Here is an 18831-nt window from a genome sequence, read left to right as displayed (position 1 = left end):
TTCGTTTAATCCTGGGCGTGAGCGGAGGCCACGCGCAGGGTGTCCCTCACACTCCGCCTGCGGCGCGGGGCCGCAGGAAGTGGTGCATCAGACCCGCCGCGCACACGACGGCGGGGACTCCGACGGCGGGCACCGCCCACCACGGAATGCCGATCCACACTGCCGGGAGCCCCACCCCGAAGCAAGCAGCGGTGCTGGCTATGAGCAGCCATTTGCCGTACGGATTCCAGGTGAAGGGCTCGCAGTCACGAGGTCTGACAAGGCGTACGGCGCCGAATGTGAACGCCTCAGCCGCGACGAGCCCGGCGAGCATGCCGAACGCGGCGTTCATCTGAAGCTCGTCACGGGGTGCATCGGAGCTGTTCTGCCGTACCCCGTCCTTGCTGAGCACCACGATGTCGCGGCGCCAGACGGTGGCGGTGACCTCGTCGCCTGGCTCCAGTCGCTCAAGGAGAGGTCCCGGGTCGCCGAAGTCCACGACTCCCCGCCAGGAGTCCTCATCCTTCAGGGTCGCCTCGTGGGTGGAACTCTTCCCGGCGTTCTTGATTACCGTCTTCACGACGGTGAAATGCCAGGTGCTCAAACAGTCACTCTCTACCTGCACCGTCGCGTGAGCGGGACACGGCTCGGCTGCCTGGTAGTCCCGGTAGCGCTCTCGGTCGGAGGGCAACCACGTGGCGAACGCGACATAGCAGAGCATCGCGGGTAGCAAGGACAGCATTATCAGGAGCACGCCCAGGAACCGTGTTCGGCCTGGCGACCGCCGGTCGGCACCGTCCTTGCTTGGCAACCTGCCTGTGCTGTGAGCCCTCGCCCGCTCATTCATCGCCTACCCCCTCCGCCCCAGCTTCCACTAGCAAGCAACAGGAATGCACCAAGGTCGGACGGCAGTCTGTGAGAGGAGTCGGTTTCCGCATCCCGGCAGATTCAGTCACGATGGGCAGCGGGCGAGGTGTGGTGCGGAGCCCAGTCCCACGCCGTTCTCCTCGTGCTGAGGTCGGATCGAAGGTCGGTGGAGTCTCAATGACTGAGTCAAGACGACGGCGCCGGCCGACAGTTAGGACGACGCCCGTACAAAGCCAAGACTTTGAGTGTGCTCATCCTTATCAGGTCGATCACGGAGGTCTGCCAACGTCCACCAACGGCCCCTGCGCCTCGGTCGATCGTCCACTGAGGTCCGGCGCCGACCGCCGCTGTTCGCGCCTGTTGGTGTCAGACGTTGATGTCAGCCGCCCCATGCGGTCTTGACAAGCGTTGCCGCGTCCACTCTGCATTCCGTCGGACCGCCCTCGATGCGAACTACAGGCGCGCTGGCCTGGGCGGCGGGGGGCCGAACATGCCTGCGTATGGGCTGGGCTCTCCAGTGTCCGGGTCGATGCCGATCGCCAGGAGGCGTTGGGCCTCGCGAACGTGCACGAAGCGCCGCACCCCTTCGGCGTCCGCCCACATGTCGTCGAACTCCCCCCGGAAGAGCCCCACGAGGTACTCAAGCATGCCGCAGTTGTGAACGCTCCAGGTGAGATTGCCCCGACTCCACACGGCCACCGGCCAGCGTCCGGAATCCTGTTCCGCAGTCATCCAGCACAGCAGGTCGGCACGCGCGTTCACGCCCCAGGCGATGACCGGAGGTGTGGCCGGTGAGCCGTACCCGGCCGGGGGCTTCGTCAGCCACATCCGCCGTGCCTCGGTCGTCTCCTCTGCCATGTCGCCGGACGGACCGTGACCCTCGGCCCACTCAGGGACGAGGAAGGTGAGAAACGCGTCGACCTCGCCTTCGCCGTACGTAGCCACGAACTCCTTGTAATCCTGGGGGAACGTGACTCCCCAGGCCCGTTCGGCCTCCCGCCAGTCAATCGAGTCTCCGGCGCCGTCGTGGGGCGGCATGAGATGCCGCATCTGAGTGATCAGCGGTTGCCCATCCATAAACCGTCCTGCTCTCGGCGCTGCCGCTGCAGCCGTCATCATCTGGCTCAGCTCATAGTCGTAGCTGCATCGTTCTTGGTGCGATGTGGAACACCATCCTGCCAAGGCACGGGCATGCGGACCGACCTCAACCCCCACTCTCCCCGGCTCCCATCCCGTCCGCCGTCGACCCACACACCGTGGAGCGGGCGTGGTTCCTGGCGTCCAGGTGGAGCGCGCCACTGTACGAACGACCTGGACGCCAGGAACCACGCCCGCTCGGCTCTGCCTGGGTCGACGGCGGACGGGATGGGAGCACCCCACGCGCACCACTACGGGCCCGCAGTCGGCAACGGCGCCCCCTCCATCCCGGTGCCGGCCGATCCCCCGCCGGAGGCATCATCTTGTGCCCGCGGATGACGTCTTGCCGGGAGTGTCTAATCAACGGGTCTGGCCCGTAGTCGGTGGTGACGGCGGGTAGCCATCAGCGCAGGAGGATACGGTGGCGGAGGAGGTCGAATCCGGCACGGCCGTGCATCTGTCTCATGATCCGTTTCGTTCTGGTGTTGACGCCTTCGGTGCGGCCGTTGTGGTAAGGCAGGGTGAGGCCGGCGTCGACGGCTGAGCGGTCGAGTTCGAGGCCGTTGGCGAAACTGTGCAGGTGAGGCAGGGCCGCGGCGCGGGTGGCGGTGATCCACTCGGTGAGCTTCAGATCGTTGCCCTGGGCCGGTGTGAGCAGGGCGGCGAAGCCGCGCACGAGATCGGCGAGTTCGGTCATCTCCGGGCAGGCCGCAGTGATCTTCTCCAGCAGGGGGGCCTCCTTCGGCCGCAGGTTCTCCGGATCCGTGAGGAGGAGCCGCGCGGCGCGGCGTGGGGTGGTGACGGGCCGGTCGCCGTCGGCGCGGCCCTGGTTGAGGTATTTGTGCAGGCCGTTGAGGCTGCCGGTGTAGCCGAGTTCCTTGATCTCGTGGAAGAGGTGGAGGACGGGGACGCCCGGCTCCTCGGTCCGGCGCCGGCGCAGGTGTTCGCGGTAGGGGTCGACGAGGGTGGGCCGGTAGGCCGGCGCGATGCGCAGACCGGTGGGCTCGGGCATGCGGGCGTAGCGTTTGACAGTGTTCAACGCGAGGCCGAGGCGGCGGGAGCAGTCCAGCAGGCCGACGCCCTGGCCGAGCAGGGTGTGGACCTTGTTCCAGCGTTCACGGGTTGTCTGTTCGCGGATGCCGCCGGGCAGCGGCGGGTTGAGGACGGCGGCCCAGCAGCCGGCGTGGGCGCGGACCTCGAGCTGGACCTTGTCGCACAGGTTGCGCCACAGGTGCCAGCGGTCGCTGACCTGCACCGCGTCGGGCAGGGCGCGACGGATGGCCTCGGCATAGGTGGCCGAGCCGTCCCGGCATACGACCTCGATGCCGGGATGCTCGCGCAGCCAGGCTTCCAGGGGATCGGCGTCCCGGCCGGGCAGGACCTCTATGCGCCGGCCGGTGACGGCATCGGTAATGATCGTGGCGTAGCGGCGACGGCGCCGCAGCGCGAAATCGTCCACCCCGATCACCCGTGGGATCGGCGCCTGGGGCACCGGCAGACGCCACAGCCACCTCAGCACGGTGCTGCGGGAGGCCGGCACGGCCAGCAGGCCGGCCAGACGGGCGGCCGCCCGGCCGCATAACTCCCGTGCCACCTCGGCTATCTGCCCGGCCAGCCGCACCGTCCGGCGCTGATGACGCTCCAGCAGTCCGGGAACCTGCTCACGGAAGGTCTGCCGCACACAGCCCAGCACCGGACAGACCAGCCGCCGCACCCGCAGCCGGACGACGACCTGCCGGCCGTCGACCGGCACGTCCGCCACCGTCCGGCCGTGATACCCGTGCACCTTCATCGTCGGCGTCCCGCACACCGGGCACGGCACCGCGACACCCCGGGTACGGGCCGTGACCACGACCGCGTCCCCGTCGTCCGTAACACCCTCGATCACCACCCCCGAGAGCCCGGAAAACACCGTCGCGACAAGCGAGTTGACATCCATCACAAGATCATGATCGCTGATGGCTACCCGCCGTCACCACCGACTACGGGCCAGACCCGTTAAGTTGACACACCCGCTCCGCGCTGCGCCACTGCCTCAAGGTCTCGTACGCCAAGGTCGCCGAGTACCAGCGGCGCGGCGCCGTCCACTTCCACGCCGTCATCCGCCTCGACGGCCCGGACGGAGCCGAGGACACCCGCCGGCCTGGGCCACGACCGAACTCCTCACCGACGCGATCCGCTCGGCGGCCCGGCTCGCCGAGACACCCGGCCCCGTCCTCGACGGCCACGCGTACGCCTTCCGCTTCGGCGAACAGCTCGACATCCGCCCCATCCGCTCGGCCAACTTCGCGGGCACCTCGGAACTGTCCAGCCGCGCTGTGGCCGCCTACATCGCCAAGTACGCCACCAAGGGCGCCGAGACCGCGAGCACCCTGGACCGCCCCATCCGCAACCCGATCACGGACCTGATCGGCTCCGGCGTCACCGACCACGCCCGGCGCATGATCCTCACCTGCTGGCACCTCGGTGCCCTGCCCGAACTCGAAGACCTGCGCCTGCGCAAATGGGCCCACATGCTCGGCTTCCGCGGCCACTTCTCCACCAAGTCCCGCGCCTACTCCGTCACCCTCGGCGGCCTCCGCCAGGAACGCGCCGACCACAACGAGGCCTTGGCCCGCGAGCGAGCGGCCGAGCCGGCCACCCGCTGCCCGACCCGGACACCGTCCTGGTCCTCGCGCACTGGCGCTTCGCCGGCACTGGGCTGACCGCCGCGGAGCACCTCCTCACCTACGGCACCCCAGCATCCGGGGGCCTTGCAGATGACAACACGGAAGGAGACTCGGCGTGGACCGCCGACGCGACGAACTCATGACCGTTCCGCAGATCCTCGCCGAACTGGGCGGGGTGTCCCGGCGCACCTTCTATCGCTGGCGCGAGCTGGGCCAGGGCCCCGCCGCCTTCAAGCTGCCCAACGGAGAGCTCCGGGTGTGGCGGAGCGACTTCACCACGTGGCTGCGGCAGTTGGAGGCGGCGGCGTGAAGTCTTTCGACGTGAAAGTCTGGGGCGTTCGCAAGCGGGACACCAAGACGCCCTCGTACGGTGTCCGCTGGTCCGTCGCGGGCAATGTCTTCTCGGAGTCCTTCCGTACCAAGGCGCTCGCCGACCACTACCGCACGAAGCTCATGCGTGCGATGCATGACGGCGAGGAGTTCGACGCGGAGTCGGGCCTTCCGGCCTCGATGGAAGAGAAGAAGTCGGCCGTGTCGTGGTACGCCTTCGCCCTCAGGTACCTCGCCATGAAGTGGCCCCATGCCGCTCCCAACACGCGGGACGGCATCAACGAAGCCCTCACCGGCGTGACGCTGGAACTCCTCGACGAGTGTGCCGGGCGGCCGTCCGACGAGGTGGTCCGCAAAGCACTGCGCAACTGGGCCTTCGTGCTACGAGGTCCTGACGATCGGGAAGTCCCGGACGATGTGCGGAACGTTCTCCACTGGGTGTCCAAGGCGTCCCGGCCGCTCGCCGACCTCGCTGAGCCTGCCACGGCTCGCGCGGTCCTCGACTCGCTGAAGCTCAAGCTCGACGGCACGGCAGCATCGGCGGAAACCGTGAGGCGCAAGCGGCGGACACTCGTCAATGCCGCGAATTACGCCGTCGACCTGGGGGAACTGCGTGAGAACCCCATCACGGCTGTCCGCTGGCAGAAGCCGAAGGTGGCCAACCAGGTCGATCCGCGGGTTGTCGCCAACCCGGAGCAGGCACGGAACCTCCTGGCAGCGGTTTCCTACGTGGGCGGGTACCGGCGTGCCCGTGGTCGCCGCCTCGTGGGCCTGTTCGCCGCCATGTACTTCGGCGGCCTCCGGGCGGCGGAAGCGGTCGGCCTTGCCGAGACGGACCTGAACCTTCCCGAACAAGGCTGGGGCTCGGCGCTGCTCCACCGGACCCGTCCGTCCGTCGGCAAGCAGTGGACCGACTCGGGGGAGACCCATGACGACCGCGGGCTGAAGAACCGACCGACCGAGGACGTCAGGCGGGTGCCCATCCCGCCCCACCTCGTCGCCGTGCTCCGCGAGCACCTGGCCACCTTCGGCACGGCGGACGACGGGCGGCTGTTCTTCAGCGAGAAGGGCTCGGTCGTCCCGTCCTCGACCTACTACCGCGTGTGGCAGGAAGCTCGGCTCCTCGCGTTCCCGCCGGTTGTCGCAGCCTCGCCGCTCGCGAGTCGGCCGTACGACCTCCGGCACTCGGCGCTGTCGACGTGGCTCAACGCCGGTGTCGACCCGACCGAGGTGGCTGAGCGCGGCGGCAACAGCGTCGAGGTCCTACTGACCCGCTACGCGAAGTGCCTGGACGGGCGGCAGGACGTCGCCAACCGGCGCATCGAGGACCTGCTGCGCGAGTACGAGTGACGTCACCGGCATCGGAACCAGAGCCCCTGGAGTCTTCTCCAGGGGCTCCGGTGTCACCTGGGGCCGTCCGTGGGGGACGGGTGCGGTCTCATCAGCCCCATCGGGTGGTGATGGCTTCCTCGACGCTGAAGACCGTGTCGCACTCGGCGCACTGTGCGTCGCCGAAGACATAGGTCACCTTGTGTGCGATGTCGGGGTGGCCATCCGCGAGCGCGCGCGAGTGAAGGGTTCGGGCCAGCCCGTCCAGGGCTTCGGAGGGCCGGGGCTGCAACGGTACCTTTCTCGCTGCGGATTGCTTCATGTACATGCTGTCTGTGGTGGAGAAGAAGCCGTCCTCTCCGAGGACTATGAAGTTCTCCGAGGCGCATGCAGGACAGGAGACCTCGTACTCCCCATCGTGCAATCCGTCGAGCTGCTCGCCCCAGACCTCGACACCCTGAAAACTCAAAAGCGTGGCCAGCAAATCGATGTAAGTCCCTGGGACGTCAGCGAGTGTGGGGTCCTGAAGGGCTTCCTCAGTCAGTCGGATCAGCTCGGATATCTCCGAGGCGTAGGTCACCCGTGGATCTTTCCAGTCGTGAGGTCGGTCCGTGCTGATCATGATCGAGCCGGCCAGATACAGCGGTGCCTGACGATCCGGGGTCGACCATTGCCGCGCCATCTGGGTCAGAGCGGGCAAGGCTGCGTAGCTCGCCGAGTAGACAGTGTCCTGATGGCACAACCGGGACCACAGTTCGTCCCAGTCGGGGCTCTGTGGGTCCGTACTCGCTCCATCGAGCAGGCCGGGGATGTCTTCTGCCGTGCCATAGGCGTGGTGGAGTCGAGACCAGTCAGTCATGCCGCTGATCTAAGCAGTCGACTGCCGTGTGACGGCGTGGTGGCCGGGGATACGGGATCGGCAGGCGCACCGCTGCAACGAGCATCGGCTGACCGTCCGCCGAAAGCGCCAGTCACCTGCGGCGATGCTCCAAGATCCCGTCCACGCCTCGTCCACGGACCCCGGCATACGGCCGCTTCGGACGGCACCCGCCTGCACATACGCGAAGACCCCGTTCTCAGCGTTTCCGCTGGTGACGGGGTCTTTGGGCACCTCATGCAAGGTGCCCCCGGCAGGATTCGAACCTGCGCACACGGCTCCGGAGGGCGCTTCCGTCTGATGCCCGTGTGCAGGTCAAAGCTTCGCTCTGGCCGCCCACAGGTTCACCAGTCCACAGATAGTCCACGGTGGCCGGGTCCCCCGCCGGGCTCTGAGGCGGACCGCTGCTCACTATCCGGATAGTTGAGTCCCCGCAGCGTGGTCGTCCTAGTGGCTCAGCGCTGCGCCGGGTCTAGCGACGCGCGGCCCCAATCAGGCGAGCGCAATGGCCTTACCTCTGATGGGTCAGCGCCTTCGCTCCCATCGGGAGACCGAGCTGCAGCGCTGGCGCCATGCAACGGTTTGGACACGGGTGCTCCACGAGATCTTTACGTGTACATCACATCTTCCCTTAAACTGATGATTCGTCTGGCGGGTTAGATGGAACTCGGCTGGGAGACCGAGTATCTGAGTGTTCGTTAGCTTCTGGGGTGGGGTGTTCGTGGCACGTTTGGTGTCGCTGCGTGCGGTCGGTGTTGGGGAGCAGGAGCTTCCGGTGCCGTTGACGCTGGGGGAGTTGGAGTCGTATCTGGCGAAGGCGGCTGATCTGCTGCGGGGCAGCATCGATCAGGCGGACTTCAAGGCGTACATCTTCCCGTTGATGTTCTTCAAGCGGATCAGCGATGTGTACGACGAGGAGTACGACCGCGCGCTGGACGAGTCCGGTGGCGACCACACGTATGCGGCGTTCGAGGAGAACCACCGGTTCACCATCCCCGAGGGATGCCACTGGGCAGACGTGCGCAAACGCACCGAGAGCGTCGGTGAGGCGCTCAAGACCGCCTTCCGCGGGATCGAACAGGCCAACCAGGGCACGCTGTACGGCATCTTCGGCGGCGCGACCTGGACCAACAAGGACAAGCTCCCGGACAGCAAGCTGATCGACCTGATCGAGCACTTCTCGACCAAGACCCTTTCGATCTCCCAGGCCGCCCCCGACGTGCTGGGGCAGGCATACGAGTACCTGATCAAGCGGTTCGCCGACCAGTCCAACAAGAAGGCCGGCGAGTACTACACCCCGCGCGAGGTGGTCGCGCTGCTGGTCAACATCCTCGACCCCCAGGAGGGCGAGACGGTCTACGACCCGGCCTGCGGCACCGGCGGCATGCTGATCGAGGTCATCCAGCACATCAAGGCCCGCGGCGGTGACCCGAAGACCGTGCTCGGCAAGCTGTACGGCCAGGAGAAGGTGCTCACCACCTCCGCGATCGCCCGGATGAACCTGCTGCTGCACGGCATGGAGGACTTCCACATCGAGCGCGACGACACGCTGCGCGCCCCGGCCTACTTCGACCACGGCCGGCTGGCCAAGTTCGACTGCGTGATAGCCAACCCGCCGTTCTCCTTGAAGAACTGGGGCCACGAGCAGTGGGCCTCCGACCCGTGGGGCCGTAATGAGTTGGGTGGGGTGCCGCCGAAGGGGTACGCCGACTGGGCCTGGGCCCAGCACATGCTCACCTCCGCTGCACCCACCGGAGGAAGGGTCGCAGTCGTCCTCCCGCAGGGCGCCCTGTTCCGCCAGGGCGCCGAGAGCCGCATCCGCGAGCACATCCTCAAAGCTGGCTTCGTGGAGGCCGTCATCGGCCTGGCACCCAACCTGTTCTACGGCACCGGCCTGGCCGCCTGCGTGCTGATCCTGCGCCGTCAGCGCCCCGCCGAGCAGCAGGACAAGGTGCTCTTCATCAGCGGAGAGATGCTCTTCAAGCGCGGCCGCAACCAGAACACTCTCGAACCCGACCACGCCGAGACCCTCCTGAAGGCGTATCAGCAGTACGCCGACCAGCTCGGCCTGGCCGCGGTCGCGACCCTGGACGACATCAAGGCCAACGGCTGGAACCTGAACATCCCGCTGTACGTCGAGCCCGCCGAGGTCGGCGAGCAGATCACCCTGGAGCAGGCCTTGGCCGACCTGGAGACCGCGCACGCGAAGGCCCGCGAGACCCGCGCAGCACTGGAGGCCGAGCTGGCGAAGTGGGGGCTGGGAGCATGACCACGACGAACCCGAAGCGGATCACCCAGCGGGAACTGGAGTCCTACCTGTGGGGTGCCGCGGTGCTGCTGCGGGGGCTGATCGACGCCGGCGACTACAAGCAGTACATCTTCCCGCTGGTCTTCCTCAAGCGCCTCTCCGACGTCTACGACAAGGAGCACGCCGCCGCCCTGGAGGTGTACGGCGACGAGGAGTTCGCCGACCTCCCGGAGAACCACCGATTCGCCATCCCCGACGGCGCCCATTGGGCCGACCTGCGCAAGGTCACCAGCAACGTCGGCACCGCACTCAAGGCCGCGATGCGGGCCATCGAGTCCGCCAATCCCGACACCCTCACCGGCGTCTTCGGCGACGGCGAGTGGACCAACAAGGACCTGCTCCCCGACTCGACCCTCTCGGACCTGATCGAGCACTTCTCGACCAAGACGCTGTCGGTGGCGAACCTGCCCGAGGATGAGCTCGGGCAGGGCTATGAGTACCTGATCAAGAAGTTCGCCGACGACTCCGGCCACACCGCCCAGGAGTTCTACACCAACCGCACCCTGGTGCACCTGATGACGATGATGCTCCAGCCCGAGCCGGGGGAGTCGGTCTACGACCCCACCTGCGGCACCGGCGGCATGCTCATCTCCACCGTCGCCGAGCTCAAGCGCCAGGGCAAGGAGTGGCGAAACCTGCACCTGTACGGCCAGGAGCTCAACTACGGCACCTCGGCGATCGCGAAGATGAACCTCTTCCTCCACGGCATCGCCGACGGCCACATTGCCCACGGCGACACCCTCGCCAAGCCGGCCTGCCTCGACGCCCACGGCCGGCTGCGGACCTTCGACGTCGTCCTGGCCAACCCGCCCTACTCCATCAAGACCTGGAACCGCGCTGCCTTCACCAAGGACCCCTACGGCCGCAACATGTGGGGCGTACCGCCCCAGAACGCTGCGGACTACGCCTTCATCCAGCACATCGAGGCGAGCCTCGATCCCAAGACCGGTCGTGCCGCAATCCTGCTGCCTCACGGGGTCCTCAACCGGATCGGAGAGGCGACAGTTCGCAAGGCCATGATCGACGCCGACGCCGTCGAGGCAGTGATCGGCCTAGCCCACGGGCTCTTCTACAACTCGGGCATGGAAGCGATCGTCTTGGTCCTCCGAAAGCAGAAGCCGGCTGACCGCAAGCACAAGGTCCTCTTCATCGACGCGAAGAAGGAGTTCTACCGAGCAGGCGTCCAGTCCTTCCTCTCCGAGACGCATCAGCAAAGGATCCTGCGCGCGTTCCAGAACTTCGCCGACGTGCCGGGCTTCGCCCGAGTCGCCACCCTCGACGAGATCCGCGCCAACAACGGCAACATGGCCATCCCGCAGTACGTCACACCTGCCGCACCAGATCGCACCTCGACGCCCACCGACTCGGTCGCAGCGGCACTCGCAGGATCGCGCGAGGCTGCGGCAGCGGCGAACGGCGCGGTCGAGGACGTTCTCGGTCTGCTGCGCGCGGAGGTTGCCCGATGAGCCTCAACCTCGACAAGACCACCTGGAAGCGAGTGCGACTCGGCGACGTCATCCGTCGATCGCGCACCCAGGCCGACCCGGCGAACGGCGATGTCGACCGCTACGTCGGCGGCGGGCACATCGACAGCGACAGCCTCACCATCGAGCGCTTCGGCGACGTCGACGACGGCCAGATGGGCTCGACGTTCACTTACCTCTTCCAGCCCGGTCAGATTCTCTTCGTCTCAGCACGTCCCTACCTTCGCAAATCCGGCGTCGTGAACTTCTCCGGCGTCGTCGCCGACAAGACCTACGTCCTCGACGCCGTCCCCGAGAACGGGCTCCTGCAGGAGTTCCTGCCCTTCGTCCTCGCCTCCGACCACTTCATCGCCTACGCGACCGCCGAGGCCACCGGCTCGATGAACCCGCGCCTGCTCTGGGGTCAGATGCAGCGCTACGAGTTCGACCTCCCACCCCTCGACGAACAGCAGCGCCTCGCCGACCTCCTCTGGGCCGTCGAGCGTGATCGCCAAGCATCCGTTGCTGGGATGGCAGCCGCTCGAGCCGTGCTGACGCAACTCAGATCGGATGCCTTCGGTACGGAAGGCCCAAGTGCCACGGCCGGTGAGTTGTTCGATATCACGATTGGGCGGCAGCGCTCCCCGAAGCATGAAGTCGGCGAGCACATGGTTCCATACCTGAGGTCCGCGAATGTCACGCTCGACGGTATCGACCTCAGCGACGTCAAGCAGATGAACTTCACTCCTGATGAGCAGGCGAAGTTCCGTCTTGAGTCGGGCGACGTTCTGGTCTCGGAAGGAAGTGCCAGCGCAACCGCGGTTGGGATGCCAGCAGTCTGGCGCGGCGAGCTGGCCGGAGCGGTCTGCTTTCAGAACACTCTGCTGCGCTACCGTGCGATCGACGGTGTCAGTCTTCCAGGATTCGTCGAGCATTGGTGCGCGTGGGCATTTGAGACCGGTGCGTTCCTTCGCGCCTCGTCCGGGACGAATATCCACCACATCGGTGTCAAGGGTGCGTCGGGGATGGACGTAAGGCGATTGCCTCTTGAGGAGCAGTCTCGCTTCCTTGCTCGCGCCGCAGCCGCAGCTTCGGCTGTCAGTGCGATATCTGCAGCTGAGCGGACCTCTGCATGCCTGCGCGACCAACTCTTGGGCGAAATCTTCGGAGGTGCTCAGTGACTTTCAACGAGGCGAACACCGTCCGCGACTTCGTCCGGGATCTGGTGGAGTCGGTCGATGTGCGGTTCGTGCCGGGGAGTCATCTGCCGCGGCGTACGGATGAGGTGTTGCTGGAGCAGCAGGTGCGGGAGGCATTAATCCGCCTCAACCCGACCATCGAGGCTGATCCGAGGCTGGCAGATGAGGTGACCTACCAGCTGCGGGCGATCTTGATCTCCGCGCGCAGCACGCCGAATCCGGTGGTGGCGAACGAGGAGTTCGCGGCATGGCTCACGGGGCAGAAGTCGATGCCGTTCGGGCCCGACGGTGAGCATGTGACCGTCAAATTGATCGACTTCGACCGCCCCAGCGAGCACGGTGCGAACAACTGGATCGTCTCCACCGAGGTGACCTACGGGATCGGGCGGCTGGAGCGGCGCTTCGACCTGGTGATCTGGTGCAACGGCTTCCCGTTGGTCGTGGGGGAGGCGAAGTCGCCGGTGCGGCCGGCGTACTCCTGGATCGACGCGGCCGCGCAGGTCAAGGAGGACTACGAGGTCAACGTGCCGGCGTTCTTCGTGCCGAACGTGCTCAACTTCGCCACCGAGGGCAAGGACTTCCGCTACGGGTCGGTCGGGATGCCGGTCGAGCTGTGGGGACCCTGGCGGGCGGATGAGTCCGGTGACGACCACACCCCGGTGAAGGTAGGCCTCGCGGCGGTCAAGGAGGCGGTCGAGGGCGTTCTGGATCCGGATGCGATCTTGGACTTCCTGCGGTTCTTCACGCTGTTCGCGACCGACAAGAAGCACCACAAGATCAAGGTGATCGCGCGGTTCCAGCAGTTCCAGGCGACCAACCTGATCGTCGAGCGGGTGCTGCACGGGCGGATCAAGCAGGGGCTGATCTGGCACTTCCAGGGGTCGGGGAAGTCGCTGCTGATGGTGTTTACCGCGCAGAAGCTGCGCGCGATGGCGGGGCTGACCTCGCCGACGGTGATCATCGTGGTCGACCGGATCGACCTGGACACCCAGATCACCGCGACGTTCAACGCCTCCGACGTACCGAACCTAATCTCCACCGAGTCCCGCAGGGAGCTACAGGAGCTCCTGGCTGCGGGGGCACGGAAGATCATCATCACCACGATCCACAAGTTCGGCGAAGCACCCGGTGTGCTGGACGCGCGCGACAACATCATCGTGATGGTCGACGAGGCCCACCGCTCTCAGGAGGGTGACTACGGCCGCAAGATGCGCGAGGCGCTGCCCAACGCGTTCCTGTTCGGGCTGACCGGGACGCCGATCAACAAGCGAGACCGCAACACGTTCATGTGGTTCGGCTCCGAGGCCGACGAGCAGGGGTATCTCTCGCGCTACTCCTTCTCCGACTCCATCCGCGACGGCGCCACCCTGCCGCTGCACTTCGAGCCACGCCTCTCGGAGATCCACCTGGACGAGGAGGCGATCAAAGCGGCCTTTGACGAGCTCGCCGACCGCCACGGGCTCTCCGAAGAGGACCGCACCACCCTGTCGAAGAACGCCGCCTCCCTGGAGGCACTGATCAAGGCCTCCGACCGGGTCCGCAAGATCGCCGCCGACATCGCCGAGCACTTCACCACCAAGGTCGAGCCGCAGGGCTTCAAGGCGCAGGTCGTGGTCTACGACAAGGCCACCTGCGTGGCGTACAAGAAAGAGCTCGACCGCCTGCTCGGCCCGGACGTGTCCACGATCGTGATGTCCACCAGCCGCGGTGACAAGCCGGCGTGGAAGCAGTGGACCCCGGGCCGGGAGGAGCTGGAGCGGATCACCGCCCGCTTCAACGACCCGGCCGACCCGCTGAAGATCATCATTGTGACCGCGAAGCTGCTCACCGGCTTCGACGCCCCGATCCTCTACGCCCAGTACATCGACAAGCCCCTGCGCGAGCACACCCTGCTTCAGGCAATCTGCCGCACCAATCGGGTCTACCCACCCGCGAAGACCCACGGCCTGATAGTGGACTACCTCGGCATCTTCGACGACGTCTCCAAGGCCTTCGAGTTCGACGACAAGTCCGTCCAGCAGGTCATCTCCAACATCGCTGTACTCCGCGAGCAGCTCGGCCCCGCGATCGAGGCTGCTCTGGCGTTCTTCCCGGGAGTCGACCGCACCGTCGGCGGCTATGAGGGCCTGATCCAGGCGCAGACCGCGATCGACTCCGACGAGTCCCGCGACGCCTTCGGAGCCGCGTACAGCGTCGTCGCCCAGCTGTGGGAGACCCTCTCCCCGGACCCGATCCTGTCCGAGTACGAGTCGGACTACCACTGGCTGACCGACGTCTACCAGTCCGTGCAGCCCACCGACGTCACCGGCCGGCTGGTCTGGCACACGCTGGGTGCCAAGACCCTCGAGCTCATAAACGAGCACGTCACCGTCGAGGTCCCCCGCACCGACCTGGAGACCATCGTCCTCGACGCGCAGGTCATCGAGGACCTGATGACCGGCAAGCGCAAGGACATCGACCCCGTTGAGGTCGAGAAGTGGATCACCGCTCGCATTGCCAAGCACGTCGGCAACCCGGCCTTCATTGAGCTCGGCCAGCGGTTGAATGCTCTGCGGGAGAAGTACGCCCACTCCCAGCAGGCATCTCTGGATTTCCTTAAGGAACTTTTCGCGCTGGCGCGAGACACAGTCGCAGCGGAGAAGGCCGCCGCCGAGGTGCCCCGCGAGGAGCGCGGAAAGGCCGCCCTTACCGAGCTCTTCGAGTCACTCAAGAGCGAGGAGACTCCGATCATTGCCGAGAAGGTCGTCGACGAGGTCGACTCCGTCGTCCGTACCGTCCGCTTTGACGGCTGGCAGGGCACCAACGAAGGCGATCGCCTCGTCCAGCAGGCGCTCCGCAAGGCGCTCTACATCAAGTTCAAGATCCGCGACCAGGATGTCTTCGGGAAGGCACTGGGATACATCCGGGAGTACTACTAGCTGCTCCTAGTCCTGGTCGGGAAGGACCCCTTCCGAGAAGTAGTCTGCCGGCAGAGGAAGCGACGCCGGCCCTCCTCTCACTCTGTCTGGCCCGGACGCACAGCGCTCTGTACAGCCACAACTGATCACCGGCGGCCGTGACCTGCGGCCGTCTTATCGATCAACGTTCTGACCTGCTGCTGAGCTGTCGGCAGTTGTCGGCGTTGGTCATCGTTGAGCGCCCTTCCACGGCCCGAGGACGGCCCGGGAGGGCGCTCATGCATGAGCACCGCATTAGGAGTTCGATCCGAACCCGTTCCAACTGGTGCCGACGACTGGTGTGGCGGTCGGACAGAGACGCTGGTGTACGTCCCTGTCCGGTGTCGTTGATGTCAGCGAGCTTCTGAGCCGTAGGCTCTAGAGAGAGGTTGCGTCCAGAACTACGCCCACACAGGCTTGGCAGGTCGCTACGGTGGGGTACGCCAGCTCAGATACAGAATCCGGTACAAGGGGGCGCGGTGCACATGCGTGCCGTGAGGGAGCCAGCGAGGCCAAGCGAAACCCATCAGGGGATCGAGTGGCTGACCAATTTCGGCCCCAGGGACACTGAGACGGCTAAGCAGTTGCTCGACAACCTGCATATCGTGTCGGAGACAACGTTCAGGCAGGGGCTGCTGGAACATCTGGGGTCAGTCCTAGCTGGTGAAGCCAGCATGGGGAAGCCGGCGGCACTGTATGGCGTCCGCTCCTGCGAGCCGACGGAGACGATGTTCATCAACGAAGTGTCACCACAGGTTTCTGGTGTCGATGGCGGCGGTAGCGAGTTGATCGTCCAGAACATCATCCGCGATGTGCAGCGAAGCCTGGACACTTCCGTCGTGACGCGCAACGCCATGACGATTGATCTTCTTCGGGCGCGTCGTGCACGGAGCCTAGTTTTCGTTTCCGACTACGCCGGCTCCGGCAAGGAGTCTCTGGGGTACGCGCGGGCCTGGCTGCGGAATGCGACGATCCGCAGCTGGCGCTCCCTGGAGTTGGTCCGGCTGCACCTGGTCCTCTTCGCCGCAACAACCACCGGACTGCGGCGCATCCGTGCCAGTGGGCTGTACGACGAGGTGTCGGTGCTGCACCGCGGGATGGACCTTCCTTCGGCTCAGTGGCATACGGACGAGCTCAGGAGGATCAGGAAGTTGTGCGAAGACTACGCACGGCGGTCCGAAGACGGTGCAGGCTGGTCGGGCAGCGAGGGGCTACTCGTGTTCGAGCACACTGTGCCGAACAATCTGCCATCCATCCTGCGCCAAACCAGGGGCCGGACTCGGCGTCCCGATGGGAAGTGGGCACCGTTCTTCGAGCACCGCACTGCGCCGCCGGGGCTCATGCGTGACCTCGTCGGATACCGGCCAGAGCGCAAGGCGGAACTCGGGTTGCGTGGCATGGAACGAGTCCAGCTGACAGGATTGGGCAAGCTACACGTACGCTATCGCGGCGGCATCAGGGACCTTGTTGAGGTCCTTGGCCACATCGCGAAGGGCCATAGGCACCCCGAACAACTGGCGACCGATGTTTCGGTCTCCGTTCCAATGGCCAGAAACCTCGTCCTCCAGGCTCAGAGGCTGGGTTTGGTGGACTCTCAAACGCGGCTTACCGACGCAGGATGGAAGGAGCTGCGGGCAGCCAAAGCGAAGCCCCGGGTCGTCATAAGCCGCTTGCGGGGCAGTCAGGAGCCTTACTACCCTGGCACCTTGCGGGAGAGTTGGTAACGGCCTAGCGCAATCGGCGAGGTCATCGTCGAGTCAACGATCTGCATTTGTAGGTCAGGCTGCGGTCGTGAGCCGCATGCTGTGGACAAGCTGTCGAACGCCTGGATGGTGCGAGGCGCACGTGCTCCTACGGGGGTCTGGCGCGCGACTCGCACCAGCCCGCCGGGGCGGGATACACCGAAGGTAGGCCACCATCAACTCTCCCGCACACTACCGGAGCCTCGGCCGTAGGAATGGCATCACTTCCTCAGTCATCGACGAGGCTTTGGTTCAGATGCAACGAGTCCGAAGTCAAGGACTCACACCTGTACTGACGCTGGGGCACCTGGCCCACCAGACAGGCGCGCCTTACCTCTACCTACGAAAGATCGTCCAACGGCGACAGGACCCATACACCGAGTTCTCCCGCCCCAAGCGTGAGTCCGGCAAATCTCGCACAATCGCTTCTCCAGCGCCCGTCTTGATGGACGTACAACGCTGGCTCCTGGGCAACGTATTCAGCCAGATACCGACGCACAGGGCGAGCTACGCCTACCAGCAGGGACGCTCTGCCGTGCAGTGCGCGCAGCTTCACCTTGGTGCCTCGTGGTTGCTGAAGTTCGATCTGCATGACTTCTTCCACTCCGTCAACGAGCGTGCAGTTCAATCGATCCTTCGGGCGGTCGGCTACAACAGCCTCGTCTCCTTCGAAATCGCCCGCGTCTGTACCCGCCTTCCGGGCGGAATCACCTGGCCACACTTCAGGAGTGCGTACCAGGCCATCCCCACCTACAGAGCGCCGGTTCTGGGCTACCTCCCACAGGGAGGCCCCGCGAGTGGCGCCCTTGCCAATCTGGCCGCCCGCCCCCTGGACGAGGCTCTCTCATCCGTCGCCGACCGGTACCGCATGACGTACACACGCTATGCGGACGATATGACCTTCTCTACTCCGAGGAACCTCGACCGCTCCACGCTCACACGCTGCGTCGCCGAGATCTCGGCAACGGTGTCCGCCGCCCGGTTCCGGCTACATAGAAAGAAGACTCGCGTTGTGCCGCCAGGTGCCCGCAAAATCGTCTTGGGCCTCCTCGTGGATGGCGAGAGACTCCGACTGCCGCGGCACACGAGAAGGGGACTCGAAGATCACGTCCGCGGTGTCGCCAAGTTCGGGCTTGGGGCCCACGTCGAGCACGCCGGCTACAGCTCCCTGCAAGGGTTCGTCAACCACATCGACGGGCTGCTTGCGTACGGGCATGGTGTGGACCCTGCGTGGTCGAAGCCACTGGCTGCCCAGTGGGAGCACCTGATGAATGCTGCGGGTCTTACGGCCCAGGAACGCCGCCTCTGGTGAGCAGAAGTCGGCCTCCCCTATCGTGCAGGCCATCTGCACCCCGCATGAGTGGGGGTGCTGCGACGATCTCGACGAGACGAACTGCGATTCATCAACCTTCAATGAGATTCGCTCATGCTTCGGTGCGACAGGACACAAGCGCAGTAGGGGTGGAGCGCTACCTGTCGGCAGTTTGCCGAGCGCCCTGGCCGTACCGGGCTCCGTCGGCGTCTGAATGACGGGCCGGAGTGCGGGATCGTACACCCCGGATGATTGTGAAGGCATGTTCGGCCCGATACGTGTGATCGCGCATTCGCCGTCGCCGGCGGGTGGCCAGCGCGTACGTGTGGATGGCGAGATCCTCGGCCTAGCCCATAACGTGGTCGATGTCGCTGAGTTCCTTCGCCGTGCCGGACTGGAGATCGACCCGGCGGAGGTCGCGGAGGTGCCGTGGAGCGACTGGCGCGGAGTCGGGCCAGAGCGCTGGGGTCCGGAGACGTGATGGCCTCGGCGCGATACACGGCGAGGCCATCACTTTCTGATCCGTAGCTCTATGTGGACCGGTCGGTGAGGGTCATACCGGTCGCGCTACGGCGTCTCGACGCCGCCACCGGCCGGGGCCGGTCGCTGTGGATGCTGTACTTCGCTGCTGTACCGCCACCGGCTTCGCCGGCTGGCCAACCACCTAGGAGCAAGGTTAGGTG

At 65.9% G+C, this 18831-nt stretch carries 13 protein-coding genes and 1 pseudogene; 10 read left to right on the top strand and 4 right to left on the bottom strand.

Features of this window, described 5'->3' with window-relative positions:
• Nucleotides 1–46 precede the first annotated feature (46 nt).
• From WJ438_RS13790 to WJ438_RS13780, 3 genes are all read right to left on the bottom strand, one after another.
• Nucleotides 47–583 carry a hypothetical protein gene (locus tag WJ438_RS13790; RefSeq protein WP_406725502.1) on the bottom strand — a complete coding sequence of 179 codons (537 nt, stop codon included), beginning with the start codon at nucleotides 581–583 and terminating at the stop codon, nucleotides 47–49.
• Between the two features lie 716 nt (nucleotides 584–1299).
• On the bottom strand, nucleotides 1300–1923 hold the full coding sequence (locus WJ438_RS13785) for an SMI1/KNR4 family protein (RefSeq protein ID WP_406725501.1): 624 nt from the start codon (nucleotides 1921–1923) through the stop codon (nucleotides 1300–1302).
• Nucleotides 1924–2386: 463 nt separating this feature from the next.
• Nucleotides 2387–3895 (bottom strand): ISL3 family transposase, encoded by a 1509-nt coding sequence (locus WJ438_RS13780; protein ID WP_406729552.1) that lies wholly within the window; start codon nucleotides 3893–3895, stop codon nucleotides 2387–2389.
• A 110-nt stretch (nucleotides 3896–4005) separates the two neighbouring features.
• Here WJ438_RS13780 and WJ438_RS13775 point away from each other — a divergent pair.
• The 3 genes and pseudogenes from WJ438_RS13775 to WJ438_RS13765 all read left to right on the top strand — a co-directional run bounded on the left by WJ438_RS13775 (nucleotide 4006) and on the right by WJ438_RS13765 (nucleotide 6332).
• Nucleotides 4006–4688, top strand: a pseudogene (locus WJ438_RS13775) (replication initiator).
• A gap of 103 nt (nucleotides 4689–4791) precedes the next feature.
• Nucleotides 4792–4962: an AlpA family transcriptional regulator gene (locus WJ438_RS13770; protein WP_033275543.1), complete on the top strand. Its 171-nt coding sequence runs from the start codon at nucleotides 4792–4794 to the stop codon at nucleotides 4960–4962.
• Entirely contained in the window at nucleotides 4959–6332 is a 1374-nt protein-coding gene (locus WJ438_RS13765) for a tyrosine-type recombinase/integrase (protein ID WP_406725500.1), read from the top strand. The genes WJ438_RS13770 and WJ438_RS13765 overlap by 4 nt, the downstream gene beginning before the upstream one ends.
• 91 nt (nucleotides 6333–6423) lie before the next feature.
• Here WJ438_RS13765 and WJ438_RS13760 read toward each other — a convergent pair whose 3' ends face one another.
• On the bottom strand, nucleotides 6424–7170 hold the full coding sequence (locus WJ438_RS13760) for a hypothetical protein (RefSeq protein WP_406725499.1): 747 nt from the start codon (nucleotides 7168–7170) through the stop codon (nucleotides 6424–6426).
• A gap of 793 nt (nucleotides 7171–7963) precedes the next feature.
• On the opposite strand from WJ438_RS13760, the gene WJ438_RS13755 reads away from it, so the two are divergent.
• The 7 genes from WJ438_RS13755 (at nucleotide 7964) to WJ438_RS13725 (ending at nucleotide 18629) form a co-directional block, all read left to right on the top strand.
• On the top strand, nucleotides 7964–9457 hold the full coding sequence (locus tag WJ438_RS13755; protein ID WP_406725498.1) for an N-6 DNA methylase: 1494 nt from the start codon (nucleotides 7964–7966) through the stop codon (nucleotides 9455–9457).
• On the top strand, nucleotides 9454–10962 hold the full coding sequence (locus WJ438_RS13750) for an N-6 DNA methylase (RefSeq protein ID WP_406725497.1): 1509 nt from the start codon (nucleotides 9454–9456) through the stop codon (nucleotides 10960–10962). The genes WJ438_RS13755 and WJ438_RS13750 overlap by 4 nt, the downstream gene beginning before the upstream one ends.
• On the top strand, nucleotides 10959–12140 hold the full coding sequence (locus WJ438_RS13745) for a restriction endonuclease subunit S (protein ID WP_406725496.1): 1182 nt from the start codon (nucleotides 10959–10961) through the stop codon (nucleotides 12138–12140). The genes WJ438_RS13750 and WJ438_RS13745 overlap by 4 nt, the downstream gene beginning before the upstream one ends.
• A complete protein-coding gene (locus WJ438_RS13740) occupies nucleotides 12137–15076 on the top strand; it encodes a type I restriction endonuclease subunit R (protein WP_406725495.1) in 2940 nt (979 codons plus the stop codon). Before WJ438_RS13745 ends, WJ438_RS13740 begins: the two co-directional genes overlap by 4 nt.
• 602 nt (nucleotides 15077–15678) lie before the next feature.
• Entirely contained in the window at nucleotides 15679–16818 is a 1140-nt protein-coding gene (locus WJ438_RS13735; RefSeq protein WP_406725494.1) for a hypothetical protein, read from the top strand.
• Between the two features lie 274 nt (nucleotides 16819–17092).
• Complete coding sequence (locus WJ438_RS13730) at nucleotides 17093–18148, top strand: reverse transcriptase family protein (protein WP_406729679.1); 1056 nt, start codon at nucleotides 17093–17095, stop codon at nucleotides 18146–18148.
• Nucleotides 18149–18410: 262 nt separating this feature from the next.
• Nucleotides 18411–18629, top strand: a complete 219-nt coding sequence (locus WJ438_RS13725; RefSeq protein ID WP_406725493.1) for a hypothetical protein — start codon at nucleotides 18411–18413, stop codon at nucleotides 18627–18629.
• The last annotated feature ends 202 nt before the right edge of the window (nucleotides 18630–18831 follow it).

The organism is Streptomyces sp. GD-15H (assembly GCF_045291515.1).
GTDB lineage: Bacteria > Actinomycetota > Actinomycetes > Streptomycetales > Streptomycetaceae > Streptomyces.
Note: the sequence above shows the minus strand (reverse complement) of the source record. Positions and strands in the feature narration are given on the sequence as shown.